General features: G+C 63.3%; 19 protein-coding genes and 1 pseudogene. 7 read left to right on the forward strand and 13 right to left on the reverse strand.

Going from position 1 to position 25906, the window contains the following annotated elements; genetic code table 11:
- The first annotated feature begins 97 nt into the window (after window positions 1–97).
- Complete coding sequence (locus tag IFT71_RS18570; protein ID WP_192142799.1) at window positions 98–544, forward strand: hypothetical protein; 447 nt, start codon at window positions 98–100, stop codon at window positions 542–544.
- Between the two features lie 41 nt (window positions 545–585).
- Here IFT71_RS18570 and IFT71_RS18575 read toward each other — a convergent pair whose 3' ends face one another.
- The 8 genes and pseudogenes from IFT71_RS18575 to IFT71_RS18610 all read right to left on the reverse strand — a co-directional run bounded on the left by IFT71_RS18575 (window position 586) and on the right by IFT71_RS18610 (window position 12192).
- Complete coding sequence (locus IFT71_RS18575; RefSeq protein WP_244655046.1) at window positions 586–3507, reverse strand: TonB-dependent receptor; 2922 nt, start codon at window positions 3505–3507, stop codon at window positions 586–588.
- A 119-nt stretch (window positions 3508–3626) separates the two neighbouring features.
- A complete protein-coding gene (locus tag IFT71_RS18580; RefSeq protein ID WP_342212698.1) occupies window positions 3627–4970 on the reverse strand; it encodes a glycoside hydrolase family 27 protein in 1344 nt (447 codons plus the stop codon).
- A gap of 2 nt (window positions 4971–4972) precedes the next feature.
- Window positions 4973–6001, reverse strand: a pseudogene (locus IFT71_RS18585) (glycoside hydrolase family 43 protein); the annotation flags it as partial.
- A gap of 2 nt (window positions 6002–6003) precedes the next feature.
- Window positions 6004–7038, reverse strand: coding sequence for an arabinan endo-1,5-alpha-L-arabinosidase (locus IFT71_RS18590; protein ID WP_192142802.1), 1035 nt, complete (start codon window positions 7036–7038; stop codon window positions 6004–6006).
- A 51-nt stretch (window positions 7039–7089) separates the two neighbouring features.
- Complete coding sequence (locus IFT71_RS18595; protein WP_192071709.1) at window positions 7090–8652, reverse strand: alpha-N-arabinofuranosidase; 1563 nt, start codon at window positions 8650–8652, stop codon at window positions 7090–7092.
- A 7-nt stretch (window positions 8653–8659) separates the two neighbouring features.
- The gene (locus IFT71_RS18600) at window positions 8660–9586 is read right to left on the reverse strand and encodes a Gfo/Idh/MocA family protein (protein WP_192071710.1); all 927 of its coding nucleotides are present in this window, start codon (window positions 9584–9586) and stop codon (window positions 8660–8662) included.
- Between the two features lie 2 nt (window positions 9587–9588).
- Entirely contained in the window at window positions 9589–10581 is a 993-nt protein-coding gene (gene araD1 / locus IFT71_RS18605; RefSeq protein ID WP_192071747.1) for an AraD1 family protein, read from the reverse strand.
- Between the two features lie 57 nt (window positions 10582–10638).
- Window positions 10639–12192 carry an aldehyde dehydrogenase (NADP(+)) gene (locus tag IFT71_RS18610; RefSeq protein ID WP_192071711.1) on the reverse strand — a complete coding sequence of 518 codons (1554 nt, stop codon included), beginning with the start codon at window positions 12190–12192 and terminating at the stop codon, window positions 10639–10641.
- 107 nt (window positions 12193–12299) lie between these two features.
- Here IFT71_RS18610 and IFT71_RS18615 point away from each other — a divergent pair, with 107 nt between their 5' ends.
- Window positions 12300–13061 (forward strand): FadR/GntR family transcriptional regulator, encoded by a 762-nt coding sequence (locus IFT71_RS18615; protein ID WP_192071712.1) that lies wholly within the window; start codon window positions 12300–12302, stop codon window positions 13059–13061.
- Window positions 13062–13129: 68 nt separating this feature from the next.
- On the opposite strand, the gene IFT71_RS18620 is transcribed toward IFT71_RS18615, so the two are convergent.
- Window positions 13130–14440, reverse strand: coding sequence for a sugar MFS transporter (locus IFT71_RS18620; RefSeq protein ID WP_192142898.1), 1311 nt, complete (start codon window positions 14438–14440; stop codon window positions 13130–13132).
- 162 nt (window positions 14441–14602) lie between these two features.
- Between IFT71_RS18620 and IFT71_RS18625 the strand changes: the two genes are divergently transcribed.
- Both IFT71_RS18625 and IFT71_RS18630 read left to right on the forward strand, forming a co-directional pair.
- Window positions 14603–15760 carry an aldose epimerase family protein gene (locus IFT71_RS18625; RefSeq protein ID WP_192071713.1) on the forward strand — a complete coding sequence of 386 codons (1158 nt, stop codon included), beginning with the start codon at window positions 14603–14605 and terminating at the stop codon, window positions 15758–15760.
- A 35-nt stretch (window positions 15761–15795) separates the two neighbouring features.
- Complete coding sequence (locus tag IFT71_RS18630; protein ID WP_192099356.1) at window positions 15796–17598, forward strand: IlvD/Edd family dehydratase; 1803 nt, start codon at window positions 15796–15798, stop codon at window positions 17596–17598.
- A 49-nt stretch (window positions 17599–17647) separates the two neighbouring features.
- Here IFT71_RS18630 and IFT71_RS18635 read toward each other — a convergent pair whose 3' ends face one another.
- The gene (locus tag IFT71_RS18635) at window positions 17648–18808 is read right to left on the reverse strand and encodes a cellulase family glycosylhydrolase (protein ID WP_192142804.1); all 1161 of its coding nucleotides are present in this window, start codon (window positions 18806–18808) and stop codon (window positions 17648–17650) included.
- On the opposite strand from IFT71_RS18635, the gene IFT71_RS18640 reads away from it, so the two are divergent.
- The 3 genes from IFT71_RS18640 to IFT71_RS18645 are packed head-to-tail and all read left to right on the forward strand — an operon-like array spanning window position 18807 to window position 23180.
- Window positions 18807–21986: a TonB-dependent receptor gene (locus tag IFT71_RS18640; protein ID WP_206757461.1), complete on the forward strand. Its 3180-nt coding sequence runs from the start codon at window positions 18807–18809 to the stop codon at window positions 21984–21986. The two genes, IFT71_RS18635 and IFT71_RS18640, sit on opposite strands and share 2 nt — an antisense overlap.
- Window positions 21987–22041: 55 nt before the next feature.
- A complete protein-coding gene (locus IFT71_RS21765) occupies window positions 22042–22176 on the forward strand; it encodes a hypothetical protein (RefSeq protein ID WP_274602349.1) in 135 nt (44 codons plus the stop codon).
- Window positions 22173–23180, forward strand: a complete 1008-nt coding sequence (locus IFT71_RS18645; RefSeq protein ID WP_051916310.1) for a family 43 glycosylhydrolase — start codon at window positions 22173–22175, stop codon at window positions 23178–23180. The genes IFT71_RS21765 and IFT71_RS18645 overlap by 4 nt, the downstream gene beginning before the upstream one ends.
- A 117-nt stretch (window positions 23181–23297) precedes the next feature.
- Here IFT71_RS18645 and IFT71_RS18650 read toward each other — a convergent pair whose 3' ends face one another.
- Genes IFT71_RS18650 through IFT71_RS18660 form a run of 3 tightly spaced genes read right to left on the reverse strand, consistent with a single transcriptional unit; the run spans window position 23298 to window position 25532 of the window.
- Window positions 23298–24164, reverse strand: coding sequence for an ATP-binding protein (locus IFT71_RS18650; RefSeq protein ID WP_192071717.1), 867 nt, complete (start codon window positions 24162–24164; stop codon window positions 23298–23300).
- 10 nt (window positions 24165–24174) lie between these two features.
- Entirely contained in the window at window positions 24175–24759 is a 585-nt protein-coding gene (locus IFT71_RS18655) for a hypothetical protein (protein ID WP_192142808.1), read from the reverse strand.
- Window positions 24732–25532: a hypothetical protein gene (locus IFT71_RS18660; protein ID WP_192142810.1), complete on the reverse strand. Its 801-nt coding sequence runs from the start codon at window positions 25530–25532 to the stop codon at window positions 24732–24734. The genes IFT71_RS18655 and IFT71_RS18660 overlap by 28 nt, the downstream gene beginning before the upstream one ends.
- Window positions 25533–25906 lie beyond the last annotated feature (374 nt).

A 25906-nucleotide genomic window follows, 5' to 3' on the forward strand; every position in this document is an offset into this window, starting at 1 on the left:
GCTCATCCACGCTCTCCTCACGGAGCCTGAATCAGATCGCGCCTCTCACATCAATGGGTCCTGACCCTAGGAAATAGAATGACGGAGCTAAGTTTCGGTGGATCGCTTCGCAAATGCTCTTGCCGGTCATCCGATGAAAGACAATTCAGTAAGTAATGTCTTCAGAGATCAGTTCGCCAAGCTTAAGTCTCGTTTGATTGGCAGCCCGGAAGCGGAAGCCGAACAGGCGGTGGAACGCCAGCGCAAGCTGGCTGAGGTCTTTGCGCGGCCGCAACAAGCGAAGTTTAGGCGCGAAGTCTTCGCCCTGTGGGGCGCGCGCTGCTTGATCAAGAAGTGCGAGACTTTGCCTGCTCTGGAAGCTACGTATCCGGAAGAGCGGGAAAGGCCAAGGTCTTGCTGCAACGCTTCGCAAGCGAACCCTTTGTTTGGTGGTTTAATGAACACGTGGTTGGGCGGCGAGCTCGCTACCGCAAAGACGCTAAGACCCATAATCGGTCATTTTTGCATGGGCTTGGGCTTAATAAGTTCTGCCATTCATTCATGAAGATGAACGGCAGAGCTCGGGAGCCAGTCCGCTGCTTAACCTCAGTCGAACTTAAAGCGCACACCAAGCGCAAAGGTTCGGTCGATCAGCAGCGTGCTGGAGTTGAACTGCTCAGGGTTACCGACATTGCCGAACTTGTAATAGCTCTGCTGATTTGCCTTGGTTAGATTCACAGCGTCGAAGGTCAAGCCAATATCGTTATTCACATTCAAGGTGAGCTGGAAGTCCAGGCTTTTTTCCGGCGCGCGCCAGAAGCCGATCGGGTTGGCAAACGCCCGGGCTTCGTTACTCTGCAAGAACCCTTTGCGCCAGACGTACGATAGACGCGCACCAATCGGACCGTTGTCGTAGGCCAGCGTCGCATTGTACGACAGTTTCGATACGCCGAAGAAGGCCGACTTCGTCGAACCCGTAATCTCGCCGACAGCGTTGGTAAGCGGAATGGTCTGTTCGGAATCTAGGATCGTAGCGCTGCCGGTGACGCCCAACCCGTTCAGCGGACCAGGCAGATAGGTCGGGAAATAGGTCAGACCCAGTTCGACGCCCTTCAGGACGCCGTCCGAGGCGTTCACCGGACGAGTGATGTTAAACAATTCGGTATAGGTTTCATTGCGCGGTAGATAGTTGTTCGGGATCGCTTCACGCACTGTGAGGGGCACGACCAGCCCGTCGATCTCACGACGGAAGGCTGTTACGTAGATCGCGCTGTTGCGTTCGAAATACCATTCGACCGCCAGATCGATATTCTTCGAGTGCGTCGGGGTAAGGTTTGCCGTTCCCGACGTGCCCGAACCGAAGCCGATGCGCGACAAGTCGCCTGTCAGCACTGGATTGGGGTTCAGATCGCCGAAACTGGGACGCCGGAGCGTTTCGCCATAGTTGAAACGGACGCGCAGATTATTCCTGATCGCATAGCGCGCGGTAAACGAGGGTAGCCACTTCTCCGAACCGGTGGACACGCTCGTCCGAGCAAAGTTGGCACCGCGATCGAAATAGTCATAATCGGTATCGATCGCGACATAGCGTACGCCGGCCTGCAGCTGCAGCGGACGCCCGAAGATGCTGACTTCGCCATCGGCAAGCGCATAAGCGGCCACGTTCTTTTCCGAGATGCCGAACACCTGGCCGAAGCTCAGCTGATCGGAGAGCAATAGGCCGGGGGCCACGGCGCGATACAGCGTGCGGACGGCGTCGCGGTCCATGCTGCGCGGATCCGCCAGCACCCAGCTCGTCGGAATGTTCGCCTGACCGTCGAAGAAGCCGCTGTTGGTGAAGGGCTTGCCCTCGCCGAACGCCGCCAGCGTGGTGCCCAGCCCACCCGCGCCCTGGTCGCGCACGTAATTGTCAGCCTTGCGATCATCGAACCGGAAGCCCGTCTTGATGCGCCGCAGGAATCCTTCGTCCCAGCCATATTCGCCATCGAGCATCATTGTCAGCGCGCTACCGGTATTTTTGGTACCGCTGTCGAACAAATTACCGATCGTCCACGCCGTCGCGTCGGTCAGCACGGACTGATTGCCGAAGCTGTAAGACGGCAGCCCACCGCCCGCGTTGAAGTCCACGTCGATGTCGAGCGGCCCGCGATCCGTGCGGATGGCGAAGAACGAGGTCTTGTTCTTGCTGTCCTGATACGCGATGTCGGCCGAGATCTTGCCGCGATCGGCCACGTCCCACTTGGCGTTTAACGCATAGACATAGCTGTCGGTCTTGCTGGTGCCCGTGTCGCCGCTGTTGAACCCCGCGACCGATCCGACCTGACGCGACTTGATGATGTTCGTCCCGTCGAACAGCTCAAAGCTTGCTCCAGGATTGGCCGGCAGGTCGCCCCACCAGTCGACGAAACTGAAGTTCAGGCTGTTGAACGTCTTGCCCTTGAAGCCGGTGTAGAAGACTTCCGCCGTGTAGACCGAACGATCGTTAGGCGCCCATTGCAGCGCTGCATTGAACGCGCGACGTTCGCGCTTGCCGTAAACATCGGACGCGATGACCGCGTCTCTCGACAGATAATACGGCGTATTCACGCCATTGATGTTGAGCGTGGAGCCCGGCGCGGTGGGCAGACCTGCATCCAGGCCCGGCGTCCAGTTCTGGTTCCTGTCACCCGGGAAGATCCGCTGCAACGGGGTAAGGCCCGAACCCGCCGCCGGGTTTTCCGTTGCGAACGGCACCATCGCGCCAGCCTGCAAATTCTGGTTGCGGAATTGAGCGCGCGTGTAGCTGCCGTTTACGAGCAGCCCGATATCGCCAATGCCGGTTTTCCAACGGTCGCTGATTAACAGCGCAGCGTTTGGGTTCACTTTGTCAGCGAGTTCCGAATAGAGTCCGCGTACGAGGCCCGATATCGTGAAGCCGTCAAAATCGAGCGGGCGCCGGGTCTGAACATCGATCTGCCCGGCCAGGCCCGTTTCCAGCTGGTCAGCCGAGCGGGTCTTGTAGACGTCCACCTGCTTGACGAGGTTCGCCGAGATATCCTGTAGGGCGAATGACGTGCCGGCCGCGGTGAAGATGTTGCGCCCGTTTAGCGTCGTCAACGGATCGGTCAGACCTCGGATGGTGATCGTCGCCGCTTCGCCGCCGGCGCGATCAGTGACCTGAATACCGGTAACACGCTGAAGCGCTTCGACGACGTTATTGTCGGGGAGCTTACCGACATCTTCCGACACGATCGAATCGACAATCTGGATCGAATTCTTGCGCACGTTAAGCGCACCGACGATGCTGGCGCGGACACCTGTCACAACGATGTCAGCGTCGGTCTGATCAGTGGCAGTCTGGTCAGTCGCGGACTGCTCAGCCGCGGGCGGCGTCTGGGCAGCGTTGTTAACGACGCCCGCGGGCGTACCGGTCGCTGGCAGGCCGTTTTGATCCTGTGGCGTGGTCGGCACGGCCTGCGCATGTGCGGGGGCTCCCAGCACCAGCGCTGCGATCGATGCGGAACACAGAATTAATGATTTCATCGCCATCTAGCCTCTCCCTATCATGTCTATCCGACCTTATTGGCAGTCGGTATTACTCGGACATTCGTTATGATCGGAAGGACGTTAAAGCAAGGGTTATTTGGCCGACTACTCAGCAGGATATTTCAGCGAGGACTGAGGCGGTGCAATGCGGCGCCGTGCGGTGGCAGGCTTTTTACTAGCGTACCCGACGCCCTTTCCAGATCGCGTCGTATCCAAAGATCACGGACACCGACCGGTCCGTTCAGGCCGATCATGTCGAGGCAAAACCGCACAGATCGCCGGGATTTGTCGGTGTTAAATAGAGCGAGATAGCGGTCTCGCGATCCCGGCACACGCGCCGACCAGACCCGAATTCCGTCGGCGACGAAATGCGGCTGGTTGTCGTAGCTTGCTTGATTGACCGCTATGACCTCAGGGTTGGCGAGAAGGTCGAGCGTCGGGCGGTCGAGATAACGCAGGTCGCCGCCCATAATCAGCGGCGATCGCGCAATCGACCACAGGGTCATCAGTGTGCGCTGTTCGTCGGACGTAAACTTGGTGTCGCGCGCGCCCAGCGCCAGACGCCCAAGCGGGAGCATGTCCGCATCGGGCCAGCCGCCACGTACGCGGTGCGGGTTCCAGTTCTCCAAGCGGGTGAACTGCGCTTCGAGCAACGGCCACTCGTCCCAGAAATCGTCGCTGATCCGCCACATCTGCGCAAAGCGGCGAACGTGATCGGCACGGGATAGGGGCGTTTCTCCGGGCGACAGGCTCAGGATGATCGACCGCTTAGTCGCGACGATCGCGGCATGTGCAGCTTCGATCTCGGGGGCATGCGCGTCATAGGGGCGACTCATGTCGTCCATCTTGACCAAGTCGACGCCCCAGGATGCGTAGAGTGCGAACACGCTGTCGTAATAGGCTTGTGCGCCGGGCTTACGCATGTCGACGCCGTACATGTCCGGGTTCCAAGCACAGATGCTGGCGGTGTCGGCGATTTCGCGCGCGCGGTATTTCGTCCCGAACACCGGCAGGTTGTGCTCCACCGCCAGTCGCGGAATACCGCGCATCAGGTGGATGCCGAACTGCAGGCCGAGCGCGTGCACCCGGTCGGCGAGCGGGCGGAAGCCCTTGCCGCCGGCACTCGACGGGAACCGGTTCGGCGCGGGCAGCAACCGGCCATAGCCGTCCATCGCCGGGGTCGACTTGGTCGCGTAGGTGTAGCTGGTCGCCCCAGGCTCGTACCACTGAATATCGACGGTGAAGACATCATAGCCCGACGGTAGCAGCTTCTCCGCCATGATCGTCGCGGTCTCGATCGCCTGCGCCTCCGTGATCGTCGTCGCAAAACTGTTCCAGCTGTTCCAGCCCATTGGCGGCGTCGGCGCCAAGAGCTTCGAGCCAGCACTTGCGCCAGCGCCGATCGCGGCCGCGGGTACGGCTGCGGCTCCTGCTGCAAGGAACGTCCGGCGATCGAGACCGCTCACCGCAATGGGCCGTTGGCAACCGGTTCGCCGAAATTGGGGGTGCCGTCGGGCATGTACGTGAAGGTCTGGACGCGGGTGTGGCGGTTGGGATCGAACAGCGGGTCGCCCTTGATCGCCTCATAGTCGCGCGCGTGATAGACCAGAATATCGCGGCCGCGCTCGTCAACGGTGAAGCTGTTGTGGCCAGGCCCAAAGACCTTGTGCGCTGGCGAGGACTTGAACACCGGCTTCGGCGATTTCGTCCAGGCTGCCGGATCCATGATATCGGCATCGTCGCGCGCGGTCAGCATGCCCAGGCAATAGCGCGCATCGGTCGCACTCGCCGAATAGGTCATGAACAGCTTGTCGTTGCGCGCCAGCAGCGCCGGAGCCTCGGCGACCTTGAAGCCGCGGATCTCCCAATCAAGCGTCGGCACTGCCAGCCGCGCGGGCTTCGCCGCCAGCGTCAGCGGGGTTGCGAGCGGTGCGAGATAGAGGTTGCTGTTGGTCTCGATCCCCGGCTCGCGCTGTGCCCAGGCGAGATAGCGCGTGCCGCGGTGAACGAAGCTGGTCGAGTCGAGCGTGAAACTGTCCCACGGCGTCGTCAATTGCCCCAGCACGGTCCAGTTGCCGGTCATCGCGTCGGGTCCGTCGCAGACCACCGCGAAGGTGCGGATACGGAAAACGTCCTCGCCGCCGCCGCTCGGGCCTGCCGCGAAATACATGATCCAGCGGCCGTCGATCATGTGCAGCTCGGGTGCCCAAAGAAAACCGGACATCGGCCCGGTTTTCTCATGCCGCCACAACACGCGCTCCTTGGCTGTCGACAGCCCTGCCAGCGTGCGCGAGCGGCGTAGTACGAGCCGATCGTATTGGGGCACCGAGCCGGTCATGTAATAATAGCCGTCGGTGTGCAGAAAGACCTGTGCATCGGCACGCTGGCGGACCAGCGGGTTGACCGGCAGCGGCACTTTGGCCGCAAGCCGCGCGAGGGCGCCGCTTGCGGTCGCTGCGCCGGCACCGGCCAAGAACAGCCGTCGTGTGAAATTCATCATCATGGTCGGTTCTCCGCAATTGGCCAGCCATCTGCACCCCAGGCGATCGGTGCGATGCGCAACGTCGGGGTGCCTTTGGTCTGGGAATCATAGGCATGGTAGACGACATAGTCCTTGCCGTCGGTATCGTGCATCACGCCGGGGTGGCCGGGTCCGCGAAAGCGCTGCGTTTCCTGCAGGTCGGCGCGCAGGAAGATCGTCCCCCCGCCCTGCATCATCGCGCTGCCGTCCTTGCCGAGATACGGGCCGGTGATCGCCTTCGATCGGCCGACGACGGTGTAATAGGTGCTGTTCACGCCCTTGCAACAATAGTCGTAGCTCGCGAGCAGCCAGTAATAGCCGCCATGGACGATGATGAACGGCGCCTCGACCGGGGCGGGTCCGCCGGCTGGTGCGGGGCGGCGCGCGATCGCGTGAGGCTTCTCTACGGGGTCGAGTAGCTTGCCGGTCTTCGGGTTCAGCGCGAACAGCTTGATGCCGGTCCAGAAGCTGCCGAGCGATAGCCACTCGCGGCCCTGCGCATCGACGACATGGTTGGGATCGATCGCGTTGAAATCGTCCTTGGGCGTCGACATTACCACGAGTCCCTCGTCGCGCCAGCCATAGTCGGGCGCCTTGGGGTCGAGCGTCGGGCTGGTCGCGAGCCCGATCGCCGAGCGGTTCGAGCCGAAGGTGGAGACCGAATAATAAAGCCGGTACCGCCCGTCCCCGCTCCGCGAGATGTCGGGTGCCCACATCCCCTTGGTGCCCGGCACCGCTTTGGTCGCCCAGTCGGGCAGGCGCGACAGCGGCGGCGTACCCGCGGTCCAGTGGACCAGATCGGGCGAAGTGCGTGCGCTCAGCATCTGGCCGTCGAGCCCGGTGCCGTAGACGTAATAGGTATCCCCCGCCCGGATCATTACCGGGTCGTGAACGGGCACGATATCGCCGGTTAGACTGGCATTTAGTGTCGGCGGCGCATCGGCGGTTTGCGCCAGCACGCTACTTGCGAGCGTCAACGCGATCAGCCCGGTCGCCCATTTCGATGCGGCCATCGTCTCTCTCCCGGTAGGTACGCCCGCCGGTTGCTCCGGCGGGCGTCACGATCACTTCAGTTCGAGCATCACCACCGACATTGGTGGCAACGTCACCGACAGGGTGCCACCGCTCAGGCTAGCGCCAGTGAATGCCTTCGGTGCGACCGCGTTGGGCGCCTCGAAGGTGTTGAGCGCAGTCATCGTCGGCGCGGTCAGCACCTGCCCGGTGACGGTCTGCGCCGTCACGCCCGGCAGCGCGGCGGACACGCTGGTAGGCTTGTTCGGATCGAGGTTCGAGAGCGCGATCCGCACCACGCCGTCCTTGCCGCGGACGGCAGATGCGCTGACCGACGGCATCGTCCACTGGTCCTTGTTGTACCAGGGCGACTTGATGTCGATCGGCAAGACAGTGCCGTCCATGTACGGCTTGTACATCGCGAACACGTGATAGGTCGGCGTCAGCACCATCTTGCTGCCGTCGGTCAAGATCATCGCCTGCAGCACGTTCACCATCTGCGCGATCGCGGTCATCTTCACACGGTCGGCATGCTTGGCGAAGATGTTAAGGTTGATCGCGGTGACCAGCGCGTCCCGCAGCGTGTTCTGCTGGCGCAGGAAACCGGGGTTGGTGCCCGGATCGCCGGCATACCACGTGCCCCACTCGTCGACCGCGAGCCACATCGTCTTCTTCGGATCGACCTTGTCCATGATCGCCGAATGTTTGGTGATCAGCTCGTCCATCCTGAGCGTCTCGGACAACGTCTCGGCCCAGCCGCGCTCGTCAAACACGGTCGCGGACGCACGCGGCGGCCAGCCACCGGGGATCGTATAGTAATGCAGCGACAGCGCATCCACCTTGCCGACCAGCTCACGCGCCATTGTCTCGGTCCAGTGATAGTCGTCGACGTTGGCGCCGCTCGCGATCTTCATGACGCGCGTATTTGCGGGCGCCTTGATGAAGGTGGCGTAACGTCGCGTGACGTCGGCGGCATACTCCGCGCGCATGTTGCCGCCACAGCCCCACAGCTCATTGCCGACGCCGAAATACGGCACTGCCCACGGCGCCTTGTGGCCGTTTTTTGCGCGTTCGTCGGCCAGAGCGCCGGCGGGCGAGGTCATATATTCGACCCACTCCGCCATTTCCTGCGGCGTGCCGTTGCCGACGTTGCCCGCTATGTAGGCTTCGGCGCCCAGCTGTCCGGCAAGCTCCATGAACTCGTGCGTGCCGACCGTATTCGGCTCGGTCACGCCGCCCCAGTGCGTGTTGATCTTGGTCGGGCGCTTAGCCTTGGGGCCGATCCCTTCTCGCCAGTGGTATTCGTCGGCAAAACAGCCGCCCGGCCAGCGCACCACCGGCACGCCTATCCCGCGAAGCGCGGTGACGACGTCAGTACGAAATCCGCGGACGTTGGGAATCTTTGACTTGTCCCCAACCCAGAGCCCGCCATAGATGCCGGTGCCGAGATGTTCCGCGAACTGCGTAAAGATGCGGCGATCATAGGTCGGGCCGGGCGTGTCCGCATGGACGGTCACGGTTGCCGCAGCCGACGTGGGGGCGTCGGTCTGCGCGGTGCCGATACCGGCGGTCGAGAGCAGCAGCGCGGCGGCGAGGCCCTTCAGCGTGCGGGTCATTTTTGCCTCAATCATTAAAAGTCTCCACGGATTTGCGGGTGCCGCGCAGGAATGCGTCGGCGACGAGTGTGAAGGGGGTCGTGTCGACCTCGCTGCGCCCGTCGCGGACCAGGGCGGCGAAGCGCGCGTAGAGCCCGGCATATTCGGCATCGTCATGCTCGCTGCTGCCTTCGGGCAGCGTTAGCACCGCGCCGCCTTTGGCGAGACGGAGCGTGCCGGCGTCGGTGTCGACGACGATGTCCCAGCTTTGCGGGCCCGTCTGGCGCCAGTCGAGATCCATCGTGATCGGCGTGCCCGACGCACTGCGGAAGGCAAGATCGGCAGCAATGGGCGCGGCACGATTGGCCGGTGTCGACAGGGTCGCAGACGCAAGGAAGAACGGCTCGGGCAGGATCTCCGTCGCGATCGACAAGGCATTGATGCCAGGATCGAACACGCCAAGCCCGCCCGGCTCCCAGATCCACGCCTGGCCAGGATGCCAGACGCGGACGTCTTCGCGCCAGACGATCGACACGCGGTCGATGCGACGGTCGGCAAGCCAGGCCTTGGCGGGTGCGACACCCGCCGCGAACCGCGAATGCCAGCCGGCGAACAGCGTTGCGCCGGTCTGTGCGGCCTGAGCCTCGAGCGCGTCGACCTCCGCGAGTGTCGCGCCCGGCGGCTTTTCGAGGAACACGTGCAGGCGCTTGTCGAGCGCCATCGCGGCGAGCGAGTAGCGCACCTGCGGCGGCGTGCAGAGCGCGATTGCGTCAATCGCCGGACCGTCGGCGAGCAACGCCTCCAGCGACCTGAAGTTGGCGACGCCCTCGACGCCCGCATCCCGCGGGCTGACGCTGGCGACGAGGTCGAATTCGGCGTTGCCTGCGATCGCGGGGAGATGCTGGTCGCGGGCGATCTTGCCCATGCCGACAATCGCGATGCTGATAGCTGCCATACTCAGAGCGCCTTCACGACGACAGGCTGCGGTGCTGCCTTGGTCAGCGTGTTGCGCAAGGGAAGCGTGAACGGCGCGGCCTCGATCTCGAATACGTCGCCTTCGCGCGTTGTCACGCCGTCGGCGAATGACAGCGTTGCGGTGCCGAAGAAGTGGACATGGACATCGCCTGGGCGACGGAACAGGTCATATTTGAAATGATGCGTCTCGAGGTTGGCAATGCTGTGCGACATGTTCGCCTCGCCCGACAGGAACGGCTTTTCCCACAGGACGGCGCCGTCGCGGTGGATCCGGCTCATGCCCTCGATATGCGCGGGCGGCGTGCCGACCAGCAATTCAGGCCCGAGCGAGGCCTGGCGCAGCTTGGAATGCGCGAGCCAGAGGTAGTTGTGGCGCTCCGTGACATGATCGCTGAACTCGTTGGCAAGGCACAGACCAAGGCGAAACGGCGTTCCGTCCGGACCGATCAGGTAGATCCCGGCAAGCTCAGGCTCCTCGCCGCCGTCTTCGGCAAAATCGGGCATCGCGAGCGCGGCACCCGGTGCGACCAGACCCGAGCCATCACCCTTGTAGAACCATTCGGGCTGCTGGCCGCGTGTCCCTTCTTCCGGCTTGCCGCCCTCGACGCCTTCGAGGAACATCCGCATCGAATCCGTCTGCTTCTCGGCGTCCGCGGCCGCGCGGTGCATCTTGTCGCGGCCCTCAGCGGAACCGAGATGCGTCAGGCCGGTGCCCGTCATTATGAGGTGGGCCGGATCGACATGATCGATCGGTGAGGTCAGGCGACCAGCGGCGAGCTCAGCGGCGATGTCGACGCTCGCGCCTGTTCCACAAGCTGCAACTGCGCCGGCGAGATCGGTGCCATCGGCGAGCGCACGTTCGGCGAGCGCGCGGACGCTGTCTACGCCGGTAACGAACGTGGCCCCTTCACTAGTGGCAGCGATCACCGATCGCGTGCCGTCGACGCCAACATGCTGCAACAGGCGCAAAATCATCACACTCTCTCTCCTAAGCGGGACGCCGTTGTTACGGTTCGTCCCCAGTATCTTGATTTAGATGGCGGGAACGCCGTCGATAAGTCGCGGCACGGTCGTGCCGTCACGCAGAACCTCCGGCAGTAGTTCGGGCAGCAGATTCTGGTACGACACCGGCCGCAGGAACCGGTCGATCGCCAGGCTGCCGACCGAAGTCGTGCGGCCGTCCGACGTCGCCGGGAACGGCCCGCCATGGACCATGGCATGCGCGACCTCGACACCCGTCGGCCATCCATTGGCCAGGATCCGCCCCGCCTTGCGCTCGAGCCGCGGGATCAGGCGCGACGCCATCCCGGCATCGCCCGTATCCATCTGGATGGTCGCCGTAAGCTGACCCTCGGCGGCACCCAGTACGGCGTGGAGTTCGTCCTCGCTCGTGCAGCGTACCAGCAACGACGACGCACCGAACACCTCATGGCCCAGCGCCTTGTCGCTCAGGAACTGTGCGGCGGTCGTTTCGAAGAATACCGCCTGCCCTTGCGCAACGCCTTCGCCGACCTTGCCGCGCGCGATCTCGTTCACCGCGTCGTGGCCGGCAAGGGCGGCGATGCCCTGCTCGTAGGCGGCATGGATGCCGCTGGTGAGCATCGTTGCGGCAGGAGCCTCGGGCAACGACGTTGCGGCCGCGGACACGAATGCGTCGAGCCCCTCGCCCTCGAGCGCGAGCACGAGACCGGGATTGGTGCAGAACTGGCCCGCGCCCATCGTCAGTGACCCGACGAACGCCGTACCGAGCGCAGCGCCACGGGCCTTCAGCGCTTCGGGCAGCAGCACCACCGGGTTGATGCTTGACATCTCAGCATAGACCGGGATCGGGACTTCGCGAACCTGCGCCAGCTTGGCCAAGGCCAGCCCGCCAGCCCGCGAACCGGTGAACCCGACAGCGGCGATCCTCGAATCCTGCACCAGCGCGCTGCCAAGCTCGTTGCCGGGGCCGACCAGATGGGAGAACACGCCCTTGGGCAGCCCACACGCCGCGACCGCGGCATCGATCGCGCCAGCGACCATTGCGCCGGTGGCGGGATGTGCAGGATGACCCTTGACGACGACCGGGCAACCGGCTGCCAGCGCCGACGCGGTGTCGCCACCGGCAGTCGAAAAGGCGAGCGGGAAATTGCTCGCCCCGAACACCGCGACCGGACCGAGCGGGATCATACGCAAGCGCAGGTCAGGACGCGGCAACGGTGCGCGATCGGGGAGTGCCGGATCGATCCGCAACCCCATCCAGCCGCCACGGCGAACGACGCCTGCGAACAGCTTCAACTGGCCGACGGTACGCCCGCGCTCGCCCTCCAGCCGGGCGCGCGGCAGGCCACTCTCGCGCATCGCGGTGACGATCAGGTCGTCGCCCAGTGCGACGATCTCCGCGCCGATCCGCTCCAGGAAGTCCGCCCGTGCGTCATTGGTGGTCGCGCGGTATACGTCGAACGCGGCTTCTGCAGCGGCGCAGCCCGCTTCGACGTCGCCATGACCATGAACCGCAATCGGATCGCCTACGGTCGCACCCGTTGCCGCCTCGACGGACCAGAAGCCTGTATCGTGAACCTTGTTCGTGAAAAACACGTCGGCCATGTGGTATCCACTCCTTATACTCTGACATATAAGGCTCGTTTGAGTTTGGCAATCTACGACATTCCTCCATTTGGAACGGCGTGGTATCTGTCGAACAGGGAGCGCGAATGACTAAGACTCAAGACGTTAACGACGTCGTTGATGCGATAAGTGAACCGCCGCGGGCCACCCGTGGTACGGGAAGACGGTTGCACGGGGCCGTAGCTCACAAGCTGGGAACGGCGATATTGTCCGGGAAATACGCGCCTGGCGACACGCTTTCCGGGGAGGTCGAGTTCTCAGCGATGCTGGACGTGTCGCGTACTGCTTACCGCGAAGCCATCCAGGTCCTGACTGCCAAGGGGCTCGTGGAGAGCCGTCCGAAAATCGGAACGCGCATACTGCCGCGCAGCCGGTGGAACTTGCTCGATCCCGACGTTCTGGCGTGGTCGTTCGCCTGCGAACCTGACATCGGATTGATCCGCAGTCTCTTCGAACTTCGCGCGATCGTCGAGCCTGCCGCGGCGGCGCTGGCCGCCCAGAGACGCGAGCGCAGCGACCTCAAGATCATGAAGGATGCGCTGGCGGCGATGCGGCGGCATACCTTGGCCACCGAAGCCGGCCGCGCGGCGGACCGCGAGTTTCACGATGCGGTACTGACCGCGACGCGCAACGATGCATTGATCGTACTGAGCGCGAGCATCGGCGCCGCGGTCGGTTGGACCACTCAGTTCAAGCAGCGCGCACGTGCCCTGCCTCGCAATCCCATCCCGGATCACGCGCTGGTCTACGACGCGATCGCTTCAGGCGATGCGAACGGTGCCAGCACGGCGATGCGAACCCTGGTCGATCTGGCGCTGGAGGATACGAAGCTGGCGATGGCGGGCTGATCGCACGCCACCGTCGTTTCGGCGTCCTTTGCTCTGACTAACCGGAGCCTGGTTAAGCTGAACTCTGATTAAGGAACGGGAACGGGATCAGGCAGCGCGTCGGTCACGCGCGACCCCCATACCGCGTAGAACAGGATATAGAGTTCGCACACGGCGGTCAGCAGGAACGAGATCTGCAACCCGTAGGTGTCGGCGAGCCAACCCTGGACGATCACTAGCGCGCCGCCGGCTATTGCCATGATCAGCAGCCCCGACCCTTCTTCGGTCAGCGGCCCCAGGCCACGGATGCCGAGAGTGAAGATCGTCGGAAACATGATCGAGTGGAAGAGCCCGACCGAAATCAGCGACCACATCGCGACATGGCCGGTGGTGAAGGTCGCGATCAACATGACGACGAACGCGCCGATGCTCGCCACCGCCAGCACGCGCTCGGCGGGGATCGTCCGCATCACTACGCTGCCGACCAGTCGGCCGACCATCATACCGCCCCACAGGACGAACAGGTAATGCGAGGCCTGCTCGTGCGTGAGGTTGCCGATGTCCGGCTGGCTGACGAAATTGATGAACAGGTTGGCGACGCCGATCTCGGCGATAAGATAGATGAAGATCGCCGGAATGCCGAGTACGAGGTTGCGGTGCGACCACAGGGACAGCCCCTTACGCTCCGTCTTTGCCGAGCGCTGCGTCGATGCGCCCATCGCCGGCAACGGGAAGCGCGCGATGACGATCGCGAGCACCACCAGTACGCCGGCGACGATGAGATACGGCAACACCACCGACTGTGCGTCGGCGAGCCGTTCGGCCGGCGTGAGGACTGCCGTTGACCCAGCAACCGCGGTACCGGAGGTTGAGCGGCCGAGGATCAGATATCCACCGAACAGCGGCGCGAGCGTGGCGCCCGCCGAGTTGAACGCCTGGACCAGGTTGAGCCGCGACGAGGCGGTCTCAGGCGGGCCGACGACGGCGACATACGGGTTGGCGGCGACCTGCAGCAGCGTGATCCCACTGGCGATCACGAACAGCGCGAATAGCGTGACGCCGTAGGAGGGCAGCCGCGCGGCGGGTACCATCATCAACGCTCCAACCGCCATCAGACCCAGCCCGAACACCATCGCGCGCTGGTAGCCGACCCGTTCGATCAGCTTGGCCGACGGGATCGACGCGAAGAAATAGGCGATGAACCAGACGCTCTCGATCAGCGTGGTCTGTGTGTAGCTGAGGTCGAACACGCTGCGCAGGTGCGGCAGCAGCGTGTTGTTGATGACGGTGATGAAGCCCCACATGAAGAACAGACTGGCCAGCAGCGTCAACGCGGATCGGTAGCTTGGCCCCCCGCTTGGCGGCACTTGTGTCGCAGCACTCTCAACCTGTCGTTGCATCTGTATCGGCATCGCCATAATCGTTCATCCTCCGTGCCATGTCGGCGACTGATCGACGGACTTTGGTCGATCGTCTTTTCCCGCACGGCTTGCCCAGAAATATATTGTCTGACTATATAGCCGCATAAGGCGCGTCAACGGCGCCGAACGATTAAGGACGGGATGCGCGCAATGATTAAGTCGGTGTCGAAGTCGGGGATCATACTATCAGTCGCACTGGCGGCGCTGACGGCTCAGGCCGCCAACGCCGCGACGGCCAAGCGCGGTGCATTCGGCACCCTGCCCGACGGTACCGCGATCGAGGCGGTGACGTTGACCGGCAGCAACGGCGTCAGCGCGAGGATCATGACGCTCGGCGCGACGCTCCAGTCGTTCAGCGCGCCCGACCGCAACGGCAAGACGGTCGACATCACGCTCGGCTATGACGATGCTGCAAGCTATGTCAGCGCACCGAACTTCTGGGGCCAGACGGTCGGACGCTATGCCAATCGGATCGCCGGTGGCCGTTTCGAGCTTGACGGCAAGGCGTATCAGCTCCCGCTCAATGACAAGACCAACAGTTTGCATGGCGGCACTACCGGTTTTGACAAGCGGGTCTGGAAGATCGTCTCGGTCACGAACGGCGCGCAGGCGAAGGTCGTGATGACGATGACCAGCCCGGCAGGGGACCAGGGCTATCCGGGCACGCTTGCGGTCAAGGTCGCCTATGCGCTTGACGACAAGGGCGGACTGACGATCGACTTCGATGCGACGGCCGACGCGCCGACGATCGTCAACCTGACCAACCATGCGCTGTTCGACCTCGCCGGCGAAGGCTCGGCGACCGGGATCTACGGCCAGCGTCTGACCATCCGCGCCCGCCGCTATACGCCCGTCGATGCTGCGCTGATCCCGACCGGCGAGTTGAAGCCAGTAGCCGGCACCGTGTTCGACTTCACCAAGGGCCGGGCGCTGTCAGATGGCATCCGTGACGGCCGCGATCCGCAGATCGTCATCGGCCGCGGCTGGGACCACAATTTCGTGCTCGACAAGGGCGCGAGCGCGGAGCCCGGCTTGGCCGCCCGCGTCGAGGACCCTGCATCGGGTCGCGTGCTCGAAGTATTCACGACGGAGCCTGGCGTGCAATTTTACTCGGGCAATTTCCTCGACGGCTCGCTGGTCGGCAAGTCAGGTCACGTCTATCGGATGGGCGACGGCCTAGCGCTCGAACCACAGAAGTTTCCCGACACGCCTAACCAGCCGGCGTTCGGCTCAGCGCGCGTCGACCCGGGCAAGCCCTATCACCACCGCATGATCTACCGCGTCTCCGTCGCCCGCTGACCCCCCGCTGATCCGATTTCCAGAAAGCCCAATCGATGACCGACTTGACCACGCCTCTTCAGAAGCTTCGTTCGCGCGCCTGGTTCGACAACCCCGAGAACATCGACATGACCGCGCTTTATCTGGAGCGCTATCTGAACTTCGGGTTGAGCCTGGAAGAACTGCGTTCGGGCAAGCCGATCATCGGCATCGCGCAGACCGGCAGCGACCTCAGCCCCTGCAACCGCCATCACCTCGTGCTCGCCGAACGGCTGCGCGAAGGCATCCGCGAGGCGGGCGGCATCGCGCTCGAATTCCCGGTCCACCCGATCCAGGAAACCGGCAAGCGCCCGACCGCGGGGCTCGACCGCAACCTCGCCTATCTAGCGCTGGTCGAGGTGCTCTACGGCTATCCGCTCGACGGCGTCGTACTGACGATCGGCTGCGACAAGACGACGCCCGCCTGCCTGATGGCCGCCGCCACGGTCAACATTCCCGCGATCGCACTGTCGGTCGGGCCGATGCTCAATGGCTGGCACAAGGGCGAGCGGACCGGCTCGGGGACGATCGTGTGGAAGGCGCGCGAGCTGCTCGCGACCGGCGCGATCGACGATGAAGGCTTCATCAAGCTCGTCGCTTCGTCGGCGCCCTCGACCGGCTATTGCAACACGATGGGCACCGCGACGACGATGAATTCGCTCGCCGAGGCGCTCGGCATGCAGCTGCCCGGCTCGGCCGCGATTCCGGCGCCCTACCGCGACCGCCAGGAAGTCGCGTACAAGACCGGCAAGCGCATCGTCGACATGGTCGCCGAGGATCTGAAGCCCAGCGACATCCTAACCAGGGAGGCGTTCCACAACGCGATCGTCGTCAATTCGGCGATCGGCGGATCGACCAACGCGCCGATCCACCTCGCCGCGATCGCGCGCCACATCGGCGTCGACCTGCCGATCGACGACTGGCAGACGCACGGTCACAAGGTCCCGCTGATGGTCAACCTTCAGCCCGCCGGCGAGTATCTCGGCGAGGATTATTACCATGCCGGCGGGGTGCCAGCGGTGGTCGCCGAGCTGATGAAGCAGGGCCTGATCCACGAAGACGCGATGACCGCCAACGGCAAGAGCATCGGCGACAATTGCCGCACCGCGACGATCGAGGACGAGCGCGTCATCCGCCCGTTCGCGACCCCGCTGCTGGAGGATGCCGGCTTCATCGTCCTGCGCGGTAACCTGTTCGACAGCGCGATCATGAAGACGAGCGTCATCTCGCCGGAATTCCGCGAACGCTATCTCAGCAATCCGGACGATCCCGAAGCGTTCGAAGGCCCCGCGGTCGTGTTCGACGGCCCCGAGGATTACCACCACCGGATCGACGATCCGTCGCTCGGCATCACCACCGATACGCTGCTGTTCATGCGCGGTGCCGGCCCGATCGGCTATCCGGGTGCCGCCGAAGTCGTCAACATGCGTCCGCCCGCTTATCTCATCCGCGAAGGCGTTCACGCGCTTCCCTGCATCGGCGACGGTCGCCAATCGGGCACGTCGGGCTCGCCGTCGATCCTCAATGCCAGCCCCGAGGCGGCGGCGATGGGCGGCCTCGCGCTGATCCGCACCGGCGACCGGGTTCGCATCGATCTCGGCAAGGGCAGCGCCGATGTCCTGATCTCCGATGAGGAACTGGCCGAGCGGCGCCGCACGCTGACTGCGGCGGGCGGCTATGCCTTCCCGCGCTCGCAGACGCCGTGGCAGGAAATCCAGCGCGCCACCGTCGGCCAGATGGAAACCGGCGCCATCCTCGAAGGTGCCGAGAAATACCAGCGGATCGCGCAGACGATGGGTCTACCGCGCGACAATCACTGATAAAGATGCAGTATCGCCTTCCTATGTGAAGGCGATACTGCATAGGCCTTCAGCGTTGGCGCCGTACCGCTGGCACTTCGGAAAGGGCCACCGGTACGACACCCTTCGGCGCTGCACTCGATCGACGGATCAGATCGGTCTCGGCCTGCCGATACGGCGTGCCGTCGTTCCGGAACACCTCGTGAAACCAGATCGTCGGCTCGGCCAGCACGTACGGTTTCTGCCAGCTGTCCCAGGGTAGACGCGTCTGCGTCTTGCCATCGACGAACCCCCAGTTGATCATCCCAACATTGTAGCGCTTGCCAATCGGCAGCGAACCGTCAAAGGTCGAGCCGTTGCCACGCGCCATATACTCCGTGCAGATTACAGGACGATCGTAGGCCAGAAGCTGCCTGATCCGCCGCTCGAACGTCTCGGGCCAACTATAATCGTGGAATGTCACCACGTCCGATTGCGCAAGCTGAAGCTTTTCCATCGGTGAGGTCTTGCCGCCCGGCGTCCAATCGTTTCCGATCCACACGCCCGAGGTCAGCGGCTGGGACGGATCGGACTCGCGTGCCCAGTCGAACACCTGCGCCAGCAGTGCGCGAACCAGCGGCTCCTTGCCCTCCTGCCCCTTATACTGGTCGGCACCATTGTCGGGCTCGTTCCAGACGTCCCAGCCGAGGATCCGGTCGTCCTTGGCGAACGCACCGATCACGCCCTGCACATACGCCTTGTAGCCGGGATAGCGCGTGCGATCGCGTAGACCTGGCATTCCCGGCCCCTGCACCCACCCCGAATTGTGCACGCCGGGGATCGGCGGATGCTGCGGCCCGAGTTTCGGATCCGGATCCCAGCAACTGTCGAACAAGACGAACAACGGCTTGATCCCGTGTGCCCGAGCGATCGTCAGGAACGCGCCTATCCGCTGCTTGAAGCCCTCGGGGTCCTGCTGCCAGAGCTGGTCGTGAAGAAAGACGCGCATCGTGTTCATGCCGATGCCCTGCGCAAGGCCGAGCTCATAATCGATCCGCTTGGGATCCCAAGTTGCCGCCTGCCACATCTCGAGCTGGTTGATCGCAGTTGATGGCGCATAGTTTGCGCCGACCAGCCACGGTTGCGCGGCATACCATCCCTTGGCTTGTCCCTCGGTCCAGCGACCCCTCGCTTGGGCGGGGCTGACTGATAGGACGATCGCGGCAAGCAGGACGGGGGGCAGCGCCCTCATGGGCGCGACGATTCTTCCGACCGAAATCCTCCGATGCGGCTTATCGGAGCAAACTTCTCGTTCCGATCCATCCCGCATCTGCCTCGACGTGCGTTGTTTCACCGGTTGTCCTCTCCTGTTGAGCGATCGTGCCGTTCATTCACTTAACGACGCGCCACATCACCGCAGCGCTGTTCGCCGCGCCTTTGATCATCCTAGCTGGCCACGCTCCGGATCACCAAGAACCAACCGAAGAGTTGTTCGGTATTGTCCTACAAACGGTTGTCAGCTCTGTAGGATAATCTTAGCGTGGAATCAGGTCGCGTGGAAAACCATCGACATCGAAGGGGAGAGAGACATGAAAGCGAAGGCACTTCTCTGCGCATCCGTAGCCACCATGGCACTGCTTACCACAGCGTCCGCCAGCGCGCAGATCTCCGACAAATCGACAGCCGAAGTTCGGGCGGGCGGTCAGGATTCCCCCAAGCCGACCACCGCCTCCGATCAGAACGCGAACCCCGCCGCCCCGCAGCCATCGCTGCAGGAAAGTCCTACGGAGGGAGACGGCGAGATCGTAGTTACCGGCCTGCGTCGCAGCCTTCAGTCGGCGCAGGCGATCAAGCGCAATTCTGACGGCATCGTTGATGCGATTGTCGCCGAAGACATTGGCAAGCTGCCGGACACGTTCGCGTCGTCCGCGCTCGCGCGCGTGTCGGGTGTGCAGGTGACGCGGGGTGGTGGCGAGTCGGCGGGTGTCACGGTGCGCGGCCTACCCGATCTCAGCACCACCTATAATGGCCGCGAGATTTTCACAGCCGAAGGTCGTTTCGTCCAGATCCAGGATTTTCCTGCCGGCACGGTCGCAGCGCTGGAAGTCTATAAATCCGGCACTGCCAACCTGATCGAAGGCGGCATCGGCGGCCAGGTCAACGTCCGCGGCCGTCGCCCCTTCGACTTCAACGGCTTCGAACTGTCGGGATCGTTGAACGGCGTAAACTGGCAACAATCGGGCAAGATGTCCTGGAACGGCAATCTGCTCGTCAGCGACCGCTGGGACACCGGGATCGGTGAGATGGGCCTGCTCGTCAACGCGTCCTATGTCGGCATCAATTTCCTGGACTCAACGCGCGAGCAATCGCTGGTCGTCGCGACGACCAATGCCGTGAATGCGCCTGGCACGACCGGCGGTGTTCGCTATCCAGACGCGCAGTCGCTCTTCCTCGGCTATGGTCGACGCTGGCGGCCGTCCGCCAACGCCGCATTCCAATGGAAACCAACGCCGGAACTCGAGATCTATGCCGACGGTCTCTACCAAGGTTATCGGGGGCGCGATTCCAACCGGTTCATGTTCGTGCCGAACTTCGGCGGCGCCGATTTCCAGCTGAACAATGTGGTCACGCGCCCCGGCAACGCAAACGTCGCGCAAAGCGCGACGGTTTCGGGCGCTAACGCACCGGATGGCTATTATGGATCGGCCAACGGGACGACCAACACGTATCAGGCTGGCGGTGGCGCAATCTGGAAACATGACAATCTCCAGATTTCCGGAGACATCGCCTACACCGACAGCACCTACACGTTCGATGCGGTCAATATCGACTACACGTTCCGCAGTTCGCCGGTCCGCAACGTCGTCTTCGAGTCGCCAGGAACGGACGGTGGTCCGAGTTTCGACCTGGGCACCTTCAACCTGACCGATCCGGCGAATTACCTCAGCCGCGGCTTCTTCCAGGAATATACCAAGGTCGGCGGCAAGGACATCCAGTCGCGCTTCGACGTCCAGTACGACATCGGCGAGGGCCTGCTTAAGCGCCTGCAGTTCGGCATTCGCTACAACGATCGCGACGCCAACCGTGATCGCGGCGCGCCCTATATTTTCAACTTGCCGGCTCAGATCCCCATCACCGCGCTGCCGGTCAGCACCGAAAGCACGTTGGCCGGGTTCGGCTATAACAACACGCTGCCGATCCATACTTTCACCGCAATCCCCTCGAGCAGCATCCGCGATAATCTCGTCGCGTTGCGGAGCTTCTACGGTGCGCCGGCTGGACGACCGGAGTTCAATCCCTCGGAGAATTTCCGCGCGAACGAAAAGGCGCTGGCAGCCTATGCTCAAGTCAAATACGGCTTCGACATCGGCAGCGTCGTCGTCGACGGCGTGGTCGGTTTGCGGGCCGTCCGCACGAAAAATCAGATCAGCGGCTTCCTGCGCGACGAACAGACGCCGGGGAATTTCGTGATCACCCCGATCACCGCGAAGAACGAATACACCGATTACCTGCCCAACGTCAGCGCGCGCGTTGCCGCCACCGATGAACTGCAGTTGCGGCTCGCCTATACGCAGACGCGGACCCGGCCGAACTTCTTCGACCTCAATCCCGCACTGACCGTCGGATCGCCGCCGACGATCGATCCGAACAATCCGCCGAACTCGAACGATCCAAACAGCAACGCCCGCAATATCACGGCCGGCAACCCAAACCTGTCGCCGTTGACGTCAAACAACTACGACGCGAGCCTCGAATGGTATTTTTCACGGACCGGCTCGCTGACCGGTGCGATCTTCCGGCGTGATGCGCAGGGCTTCATCTCGAACACGACCGTCTTCACCACCGACCCGACTTACGGTCGCGTGCGCTTCACCAGGCCCGAAAACACCGGCGCAACGCGGTTCCAGGGTGTCGAAGTCGGCTTCACCAGCTTCCTCGACATTGACGGACTGCCTGACTGGGCGAAGGGCTTCGGCTTGCAGGCCAACGGCACCTACGTCGATTCTAAGGGCGATCTCGCATCGACGCTCGCGACGTCCCCCAACGTCGCCGGTCAGCAGCAACGCTTCAACGGCGTGTCGAAATGGACTTACAACCTGGTCGGGCTGTACGAACGGCCGTTCTTTTCGGCGCGGATCGCGTATAATTTCCGCTCGGACTTCGTTCAATATTACAGCCAGGAGCCGCTCGACGTCGACGTCAACGGCGCTCAACGCACTGGCGGGGTGATCGAGAAGGCGCGCGGGCAACTCGATCTGTCCGCAACGGTCACGCCGATTCCGAGCGTCACGCTGGCGTTCGACATCGTTAACGTTCTGGGCAATCCGATCCGGCGCTATCGCCAGTTCGATGACGCCGGCGATCAGTTCGCACGCCAGATCTTCTATCTCGAGCGTACCTACTCGCTCGGCGTCCGGTTTCGGTTCTGACCTGACCTGACCTGACCTGACCTGACCTGACACAGCGATCATAGGAGATACTGTCATGCGGATTGCTTTCTTCGCTACGCTGGAGCTCGGCGCGCTTATGTCGGCCTCGTACGCCACCAACGATGCGCCGAGTGTGGCGCCCGACCTGGATCTCTTGTTCGTGCTCGACTCCGGGCAGCCAGCGCAATGACGCGGCGTTGGGGACCGTGGATCGCAAGCACAATCGGTGTCGCTCTGGTAACGGCCGCGGCAGGCCTCGCCCGCAACCCAGTGTTCCAGGGCGCCGACCCGCATGCGATGATGATCGATGGCGAAATGTGGATCTTTCCGACTGGCGGCCCGGGCGGAAGCTGGGCCGCGGACCGGTTCGGTGCCTTCTCGTCTCGTGATCTCAAGACTTGGACCTCCCGTGGCGAGATCCTGCGCCGCGATCAAATCCGCTGGATCGGCGACGATGGCGCGAAGGCGCATTTCCTGTGGGCGCCGGGCGTTGCGACACGGGACGGCAAATGGTATCTTTATTATTCGGTCGGACCGCAGAACCCTACGCCGAGCCGGATCGGTGTTGCCGTCGCGGACGCACCGCAGGGCCCGTACCGCGACAGCGGACGGCCACTGGTCACCGGCGGTCGTCAGGCGAACGGGGAATTCGAGGCGATCGACCCGATGGCATTCGTCGACCCACGGTCCGGCAAGGCCTATCTCTACGCCGGCGGCAGTGCCGGCGCGAAGCTGCGTATCTGGGAACTCAGTCGCGACTTGGTCAGTCTCGCGCGCGAAGTTCCGGTACACCAGCCGCCCAATTTCACCGAGGGTGCGTTCATGCACGAGCGGAATGGTGTGTATTATCTCTCGTACAGCCACGGTCACTGGAACGGCCCTGATTACTCGGTCCATTACGCAACTGCGCCCTCCCCCATCGGCCCGTGGCGCTACCGTGGCGCAATCCTGACGAGCAACACGCGACATCAAGGGCCGGGCCACCACAGCTTCGTCCGTACACCACAGGATGAGTGGTTGATTGTGTATCATCGTTGGGACCAGCCCCCCGGTCCAGCGCCGCTTAAGGGCGAGCGCCAGGTTGCGATCGACCGGGTATGCTACGGCACCGACGGCACTATTGTGCCCGTTATTATGACCGAAGGCGACGCGGTCCCGAAGCTGCACGGAATAGGTAATTGCGCGAGCAATTAGCGATCAGGCGGCTGCCCGTCATCTGGACGAACGGCTACTCATGCCGCTCGCCGCGCGAATGCGGACAGGCGACTTTCCACCAGTTTCGCCTCAAAACAGACGTCCCGCTCTGCGCCCCTACTCGACTCCCGTTAGGTTTATGCGGTTGCCGAGATGCCTGAAGGCACGATCGCGACAGGTCAGTAGAATGACCTGCATCCGCGTCGCTGCATCGGTAAGAATCTCGGTCATAAGATCGAGCCGGCTATCATCGGAATAGACGAGCGGGTCGTCCAGGATCAGCGACACGGGTACGCCCTGCTCCAATAGCATGTCCGCAAAGGCAAGCCGGGTCAGGACGGCCAGCTGCTCCTGGGTGCCCCGGGAGAGATCCCCGCAGTTTTCGCCAAGACCACCGCGCACAATAGATGTCAGGCCCAGATCATCACTGAAGCTCGGATCACAGCCCGGTAAAAGTCGCTCGATATGGCGCCGCGCGCGGCGCGCAACAGGACCGACGAACGTCCGTGACGTCTCCGCACGCGTGCCTTCCAGCGTATCGCGAAGAAGCTTCAACGTGTCCGCCTCCTGCATCACTCGCGCGAGGTTAGCGGCCGCGTCCTCCGCTTCGTCTCGCGAGACCGCAGCGCGGTCCGCGAGGCCCTTGCCCCCTTCGGCTTCGATCCGCGCCTCGAGCCCGGCGATCACCTTCTCAAGATCAATACGCTGCGTCCGGGCAACCTCGGCGCATTTGTCCAACACGGCGATCTGCCGCTCGATCGCGGAGACGTCATGCGCCGTCGCTGCCCGCTCGGCATCCTGCAGGCTGACCAGCGCTGCCGCCTCTTGCTGACGAGCCTCCGACAGGGCTTCATCCAGACCGGCGACCTCAGACTTGCCTTCAAGGGCAGCAAGCTGTGCTTCGGCGTTAGCGGCATCACGCTCGGCGCCAGCTGCCTGAACCATCAGAGGGGCATTGCGCGCTTCCAGTTCGCGCAGGTGCATTGCTGCTGCCTCATCGCCTCCCTCGGCTCTCGCAAGCGGAGTCCGCTTCCGCCGCAATCGCCGTCAATGCGTCGAGGTCTGGCCCCTCTTCACTCCCCTCCCCTTCCGCGCTCTCGTGCAATCCCGCTACGAAAGTCTTCAGGGTTGAAGCACCACCTGCGATACCGAGCAGCGGCACGGCTGGGGTCATCCCGGCGATTTTCACCTCGAGCGTACGGGCGTTAGCAGCGGCATCTCGTGCAGCCTCATTATGAGTTCGCGCATCGGCGACACTCGCCACCCCGTGGTCAGCCAGTACAGCGCTCAGATCGTCGCGGGCGTTGACCAGCACTGTTTCGGCGCTCTGTAGCTCTGCTGGCGGCCGGATGATCAGCATGGCGCCACCAAGCTGAATGCGCGTCTCACGCGATAGCGTCCGGTCGCCAGGCTCCGCTGGCATGCCGTCGATCTGAACGCCGCTGACATCGCCCGTCAACTCGACCCGGGTCGCACCCGCCCCCACGGCCGCACGCGCCTTGTCGACGGCCCGTTCGCGCTCCTCCAACATCTTGATGACGTTGGGTGGAATCAGCGTCTTACCAAGCTCGCGCGCCACATCGAGTTGCGCTCCAAGAGGCAGTAGTTCGTCGTGCCGCTGACGTACTCGGGCGATCTCGACATGGCGTGCTTGGGTGGCCACCAGCCTGCCGGCAGCATCGAGCGCGGCATGGGCGTTTCGCCGGGTATCCCGGGCCGCCGCCAACCGATCACGCGCCGTACCCGCTCGCTCCCGCGCGTTGGCCAATTCCTCTTCCAGGGCAGATCGGTTTCGAAGGCGCTGGCAAGCTCTGCGACCGTCTTGCTGACGGCCTTGCGGGCATCGACCAGACGCGCGGTAAGTTCCTCGAGAGCCTTGACCTGGTCCGCAAGGCGACCTTGCTCGGCCCGCCGCGTATCGCGCAATTGCGCCGCGGATCGTGCGACGTCGACCTGATCGACCAGAACCCTTCGCCGATCTGCATCCGCCGTATCGGCAAGATCGCGATCCAAGAGCTTCAGCCTGGCCCGAGCAGCTTCAAGATCAGCGAAACCCTGCTCGAGGGCGGCGAGCCTAGTTGCGGCTTCGGTTGCAGCCCGCTCGGCCGCATCATGTTCGGTACGGGCTGTCGACTGTCGAGCGCCAGGCCGACCAGTGCTGGTCCAATAGTCTGCGAACTGGCTGTCGATTCGGGGCCGGACACGCTGATAGGCAGCACCGCCCATGATGGTACCAACCTCGGCTTCCAGCGTCGCGCGCACGCTGTCGCGGACAATCTCACCGGGAGGCGTGACCTCGAGTGCCTGCGCCTGCCCTACCCAGAGCAGTCCGAGCGCGCCGTATGCGGCCACGTCGCCGGCTTGGCTCGTAGCAAAGGTCGGGGCAACGCTCAGTGCCCTTGACCGGAGTACAATCGATTTGAAGTGCAGCCAGCGCTAGAATTTCTCGTTTTGTGATCGTTTTTGGAAAAGGCGGCAGCCCGCCAGGAACGTCGGCCGATCACCATCCTCTTCCCGAAAGCGGACTGTCGCCTTTCCATCATTTATTGCCCTTCAGCGGTCGAAAGTACGGAAAACCCGGTTCCCGTCACCCGTGTGTGACAAACAGGTGCTTGGTGACGCCTCAGCGAGCCTGCCGACGCTAACTGTGTATCTGTGTCCATTTCAAATACCGATCCCGGATCGCTTCGTGCTCGGATGCCGGAACTTGCTGGTAAAGCATGGCG

This window comes from Sphingomonas sp. CFBP 13733 (assembly GCF_014841795.1).
GTDB lineage: Bacteria > Pseudomonadota > Alphaproteobacteria > Sphingomonadales > Sphingomonadaceae > Sphingomonas > Sphingomonas aerolata.

Coding starts and splice junctions, on each gene's coding strand:
- IFT71_RS18575 (WP_244655046.1), bottom strand. CDS start 3,507: ATGGCGATGAAATCATTAATTCTGTGTTCCGCATCGATCGCAGCGCTG.
- IFT71_RS18590 (WP_192142802.1), bottom strand. CDS start 7,038: ATGGCCGCATCGAAATGGGCGACCGGGCTGATCGCGTTGACGCTCGCA.
- IFT71_RS18595 (WP_192071709.1), bottom strand. CDS start 8,652: ATGACCCGCACGCTGAAGGGCCTCGCCGCCGCGCTGCTGCTCTCGACC.
- IFT71_RS18600 (WP_192071710.1), bottom strand. CDS start 9,586: ATGGCAGCTATCAGCATCGCGATTGTCGGCATGGGCAAGATCGCCCGC.
- araD1 (WP_192071747.1), bottom strand. CDS start 10,581: ATGATTTTGCGCCTGTTGCAGCATGTTGGCGTCGACGGCACGCGATCG.
- IFT71_RS18610 (WP_192071711.1), bottom strand. CDS start 12,192: ATGGCCGACGTGTTTTTCACGAACAAGGTTCACGATACAGGCTTCTGG.
- IFT71_RS18615 (WP_192071712.1), top strand. CDS start 12,300: ATGACTAAGACTCAAGACGTTAACGACGTCGTTGATGCGATAAGTGAA.
- IFT71_RS18620 (WP_192142898.1), bottom strand. CDS start 14,440: ATGCAACGACAGGTTGAGAGTGCTGCGACACAAGTGCCGCCAAGCGGG.
- IFT71_RS18625 (WP_192071713.1), top strand. CDS start 14,603: ATGCGCGCAATGATTAAGTCGGTGTCGAAGTCGGGGATCATACTATCA.
- IFT71_RS18630 (WP_192099356.1), top strand. CDS start 15,796: ATGACCGACTTGACCACGCCTCTTCAGAAGCTTCGTTCGCGCGCCTGG.
- IFT71_RS18640 (WP_206757461.1), top strand. CDS start 18,807: ATGGGCGCGACGATTCTTCCGACCGAAATCCTCCGATGCGGCTTATCG.
- IFT71_RS18635 (WP_192142804.1), bottom strand. CDS start 18,808: ATGAGGGCGCTGCCCCCCGTCCTGCTTGCCGCGATCGTCCTATCAGTC.
- IFT71_RS21765 (WP_274602349.1), top strand. CDS start 22,042: ATGCGGATTGCTTTCTTCGCTACGCTGGAGCTCGGCGCGCTTATGTCG.
- IFT71_RS18645 (WP_051916310.1), top strand. CDS start 22,173: ATGACGCGGCGTTGGGGACCGTGGATCGCAAGCACAATCGGTGTCGCT.
- IFT71_RS18650 (WP_192071717.1), bottom strand. CDS start 24,164: ATGCACCTGCGCGAACTGGAAGCGCGCAATGCCCCTCTGATGGTTCAG.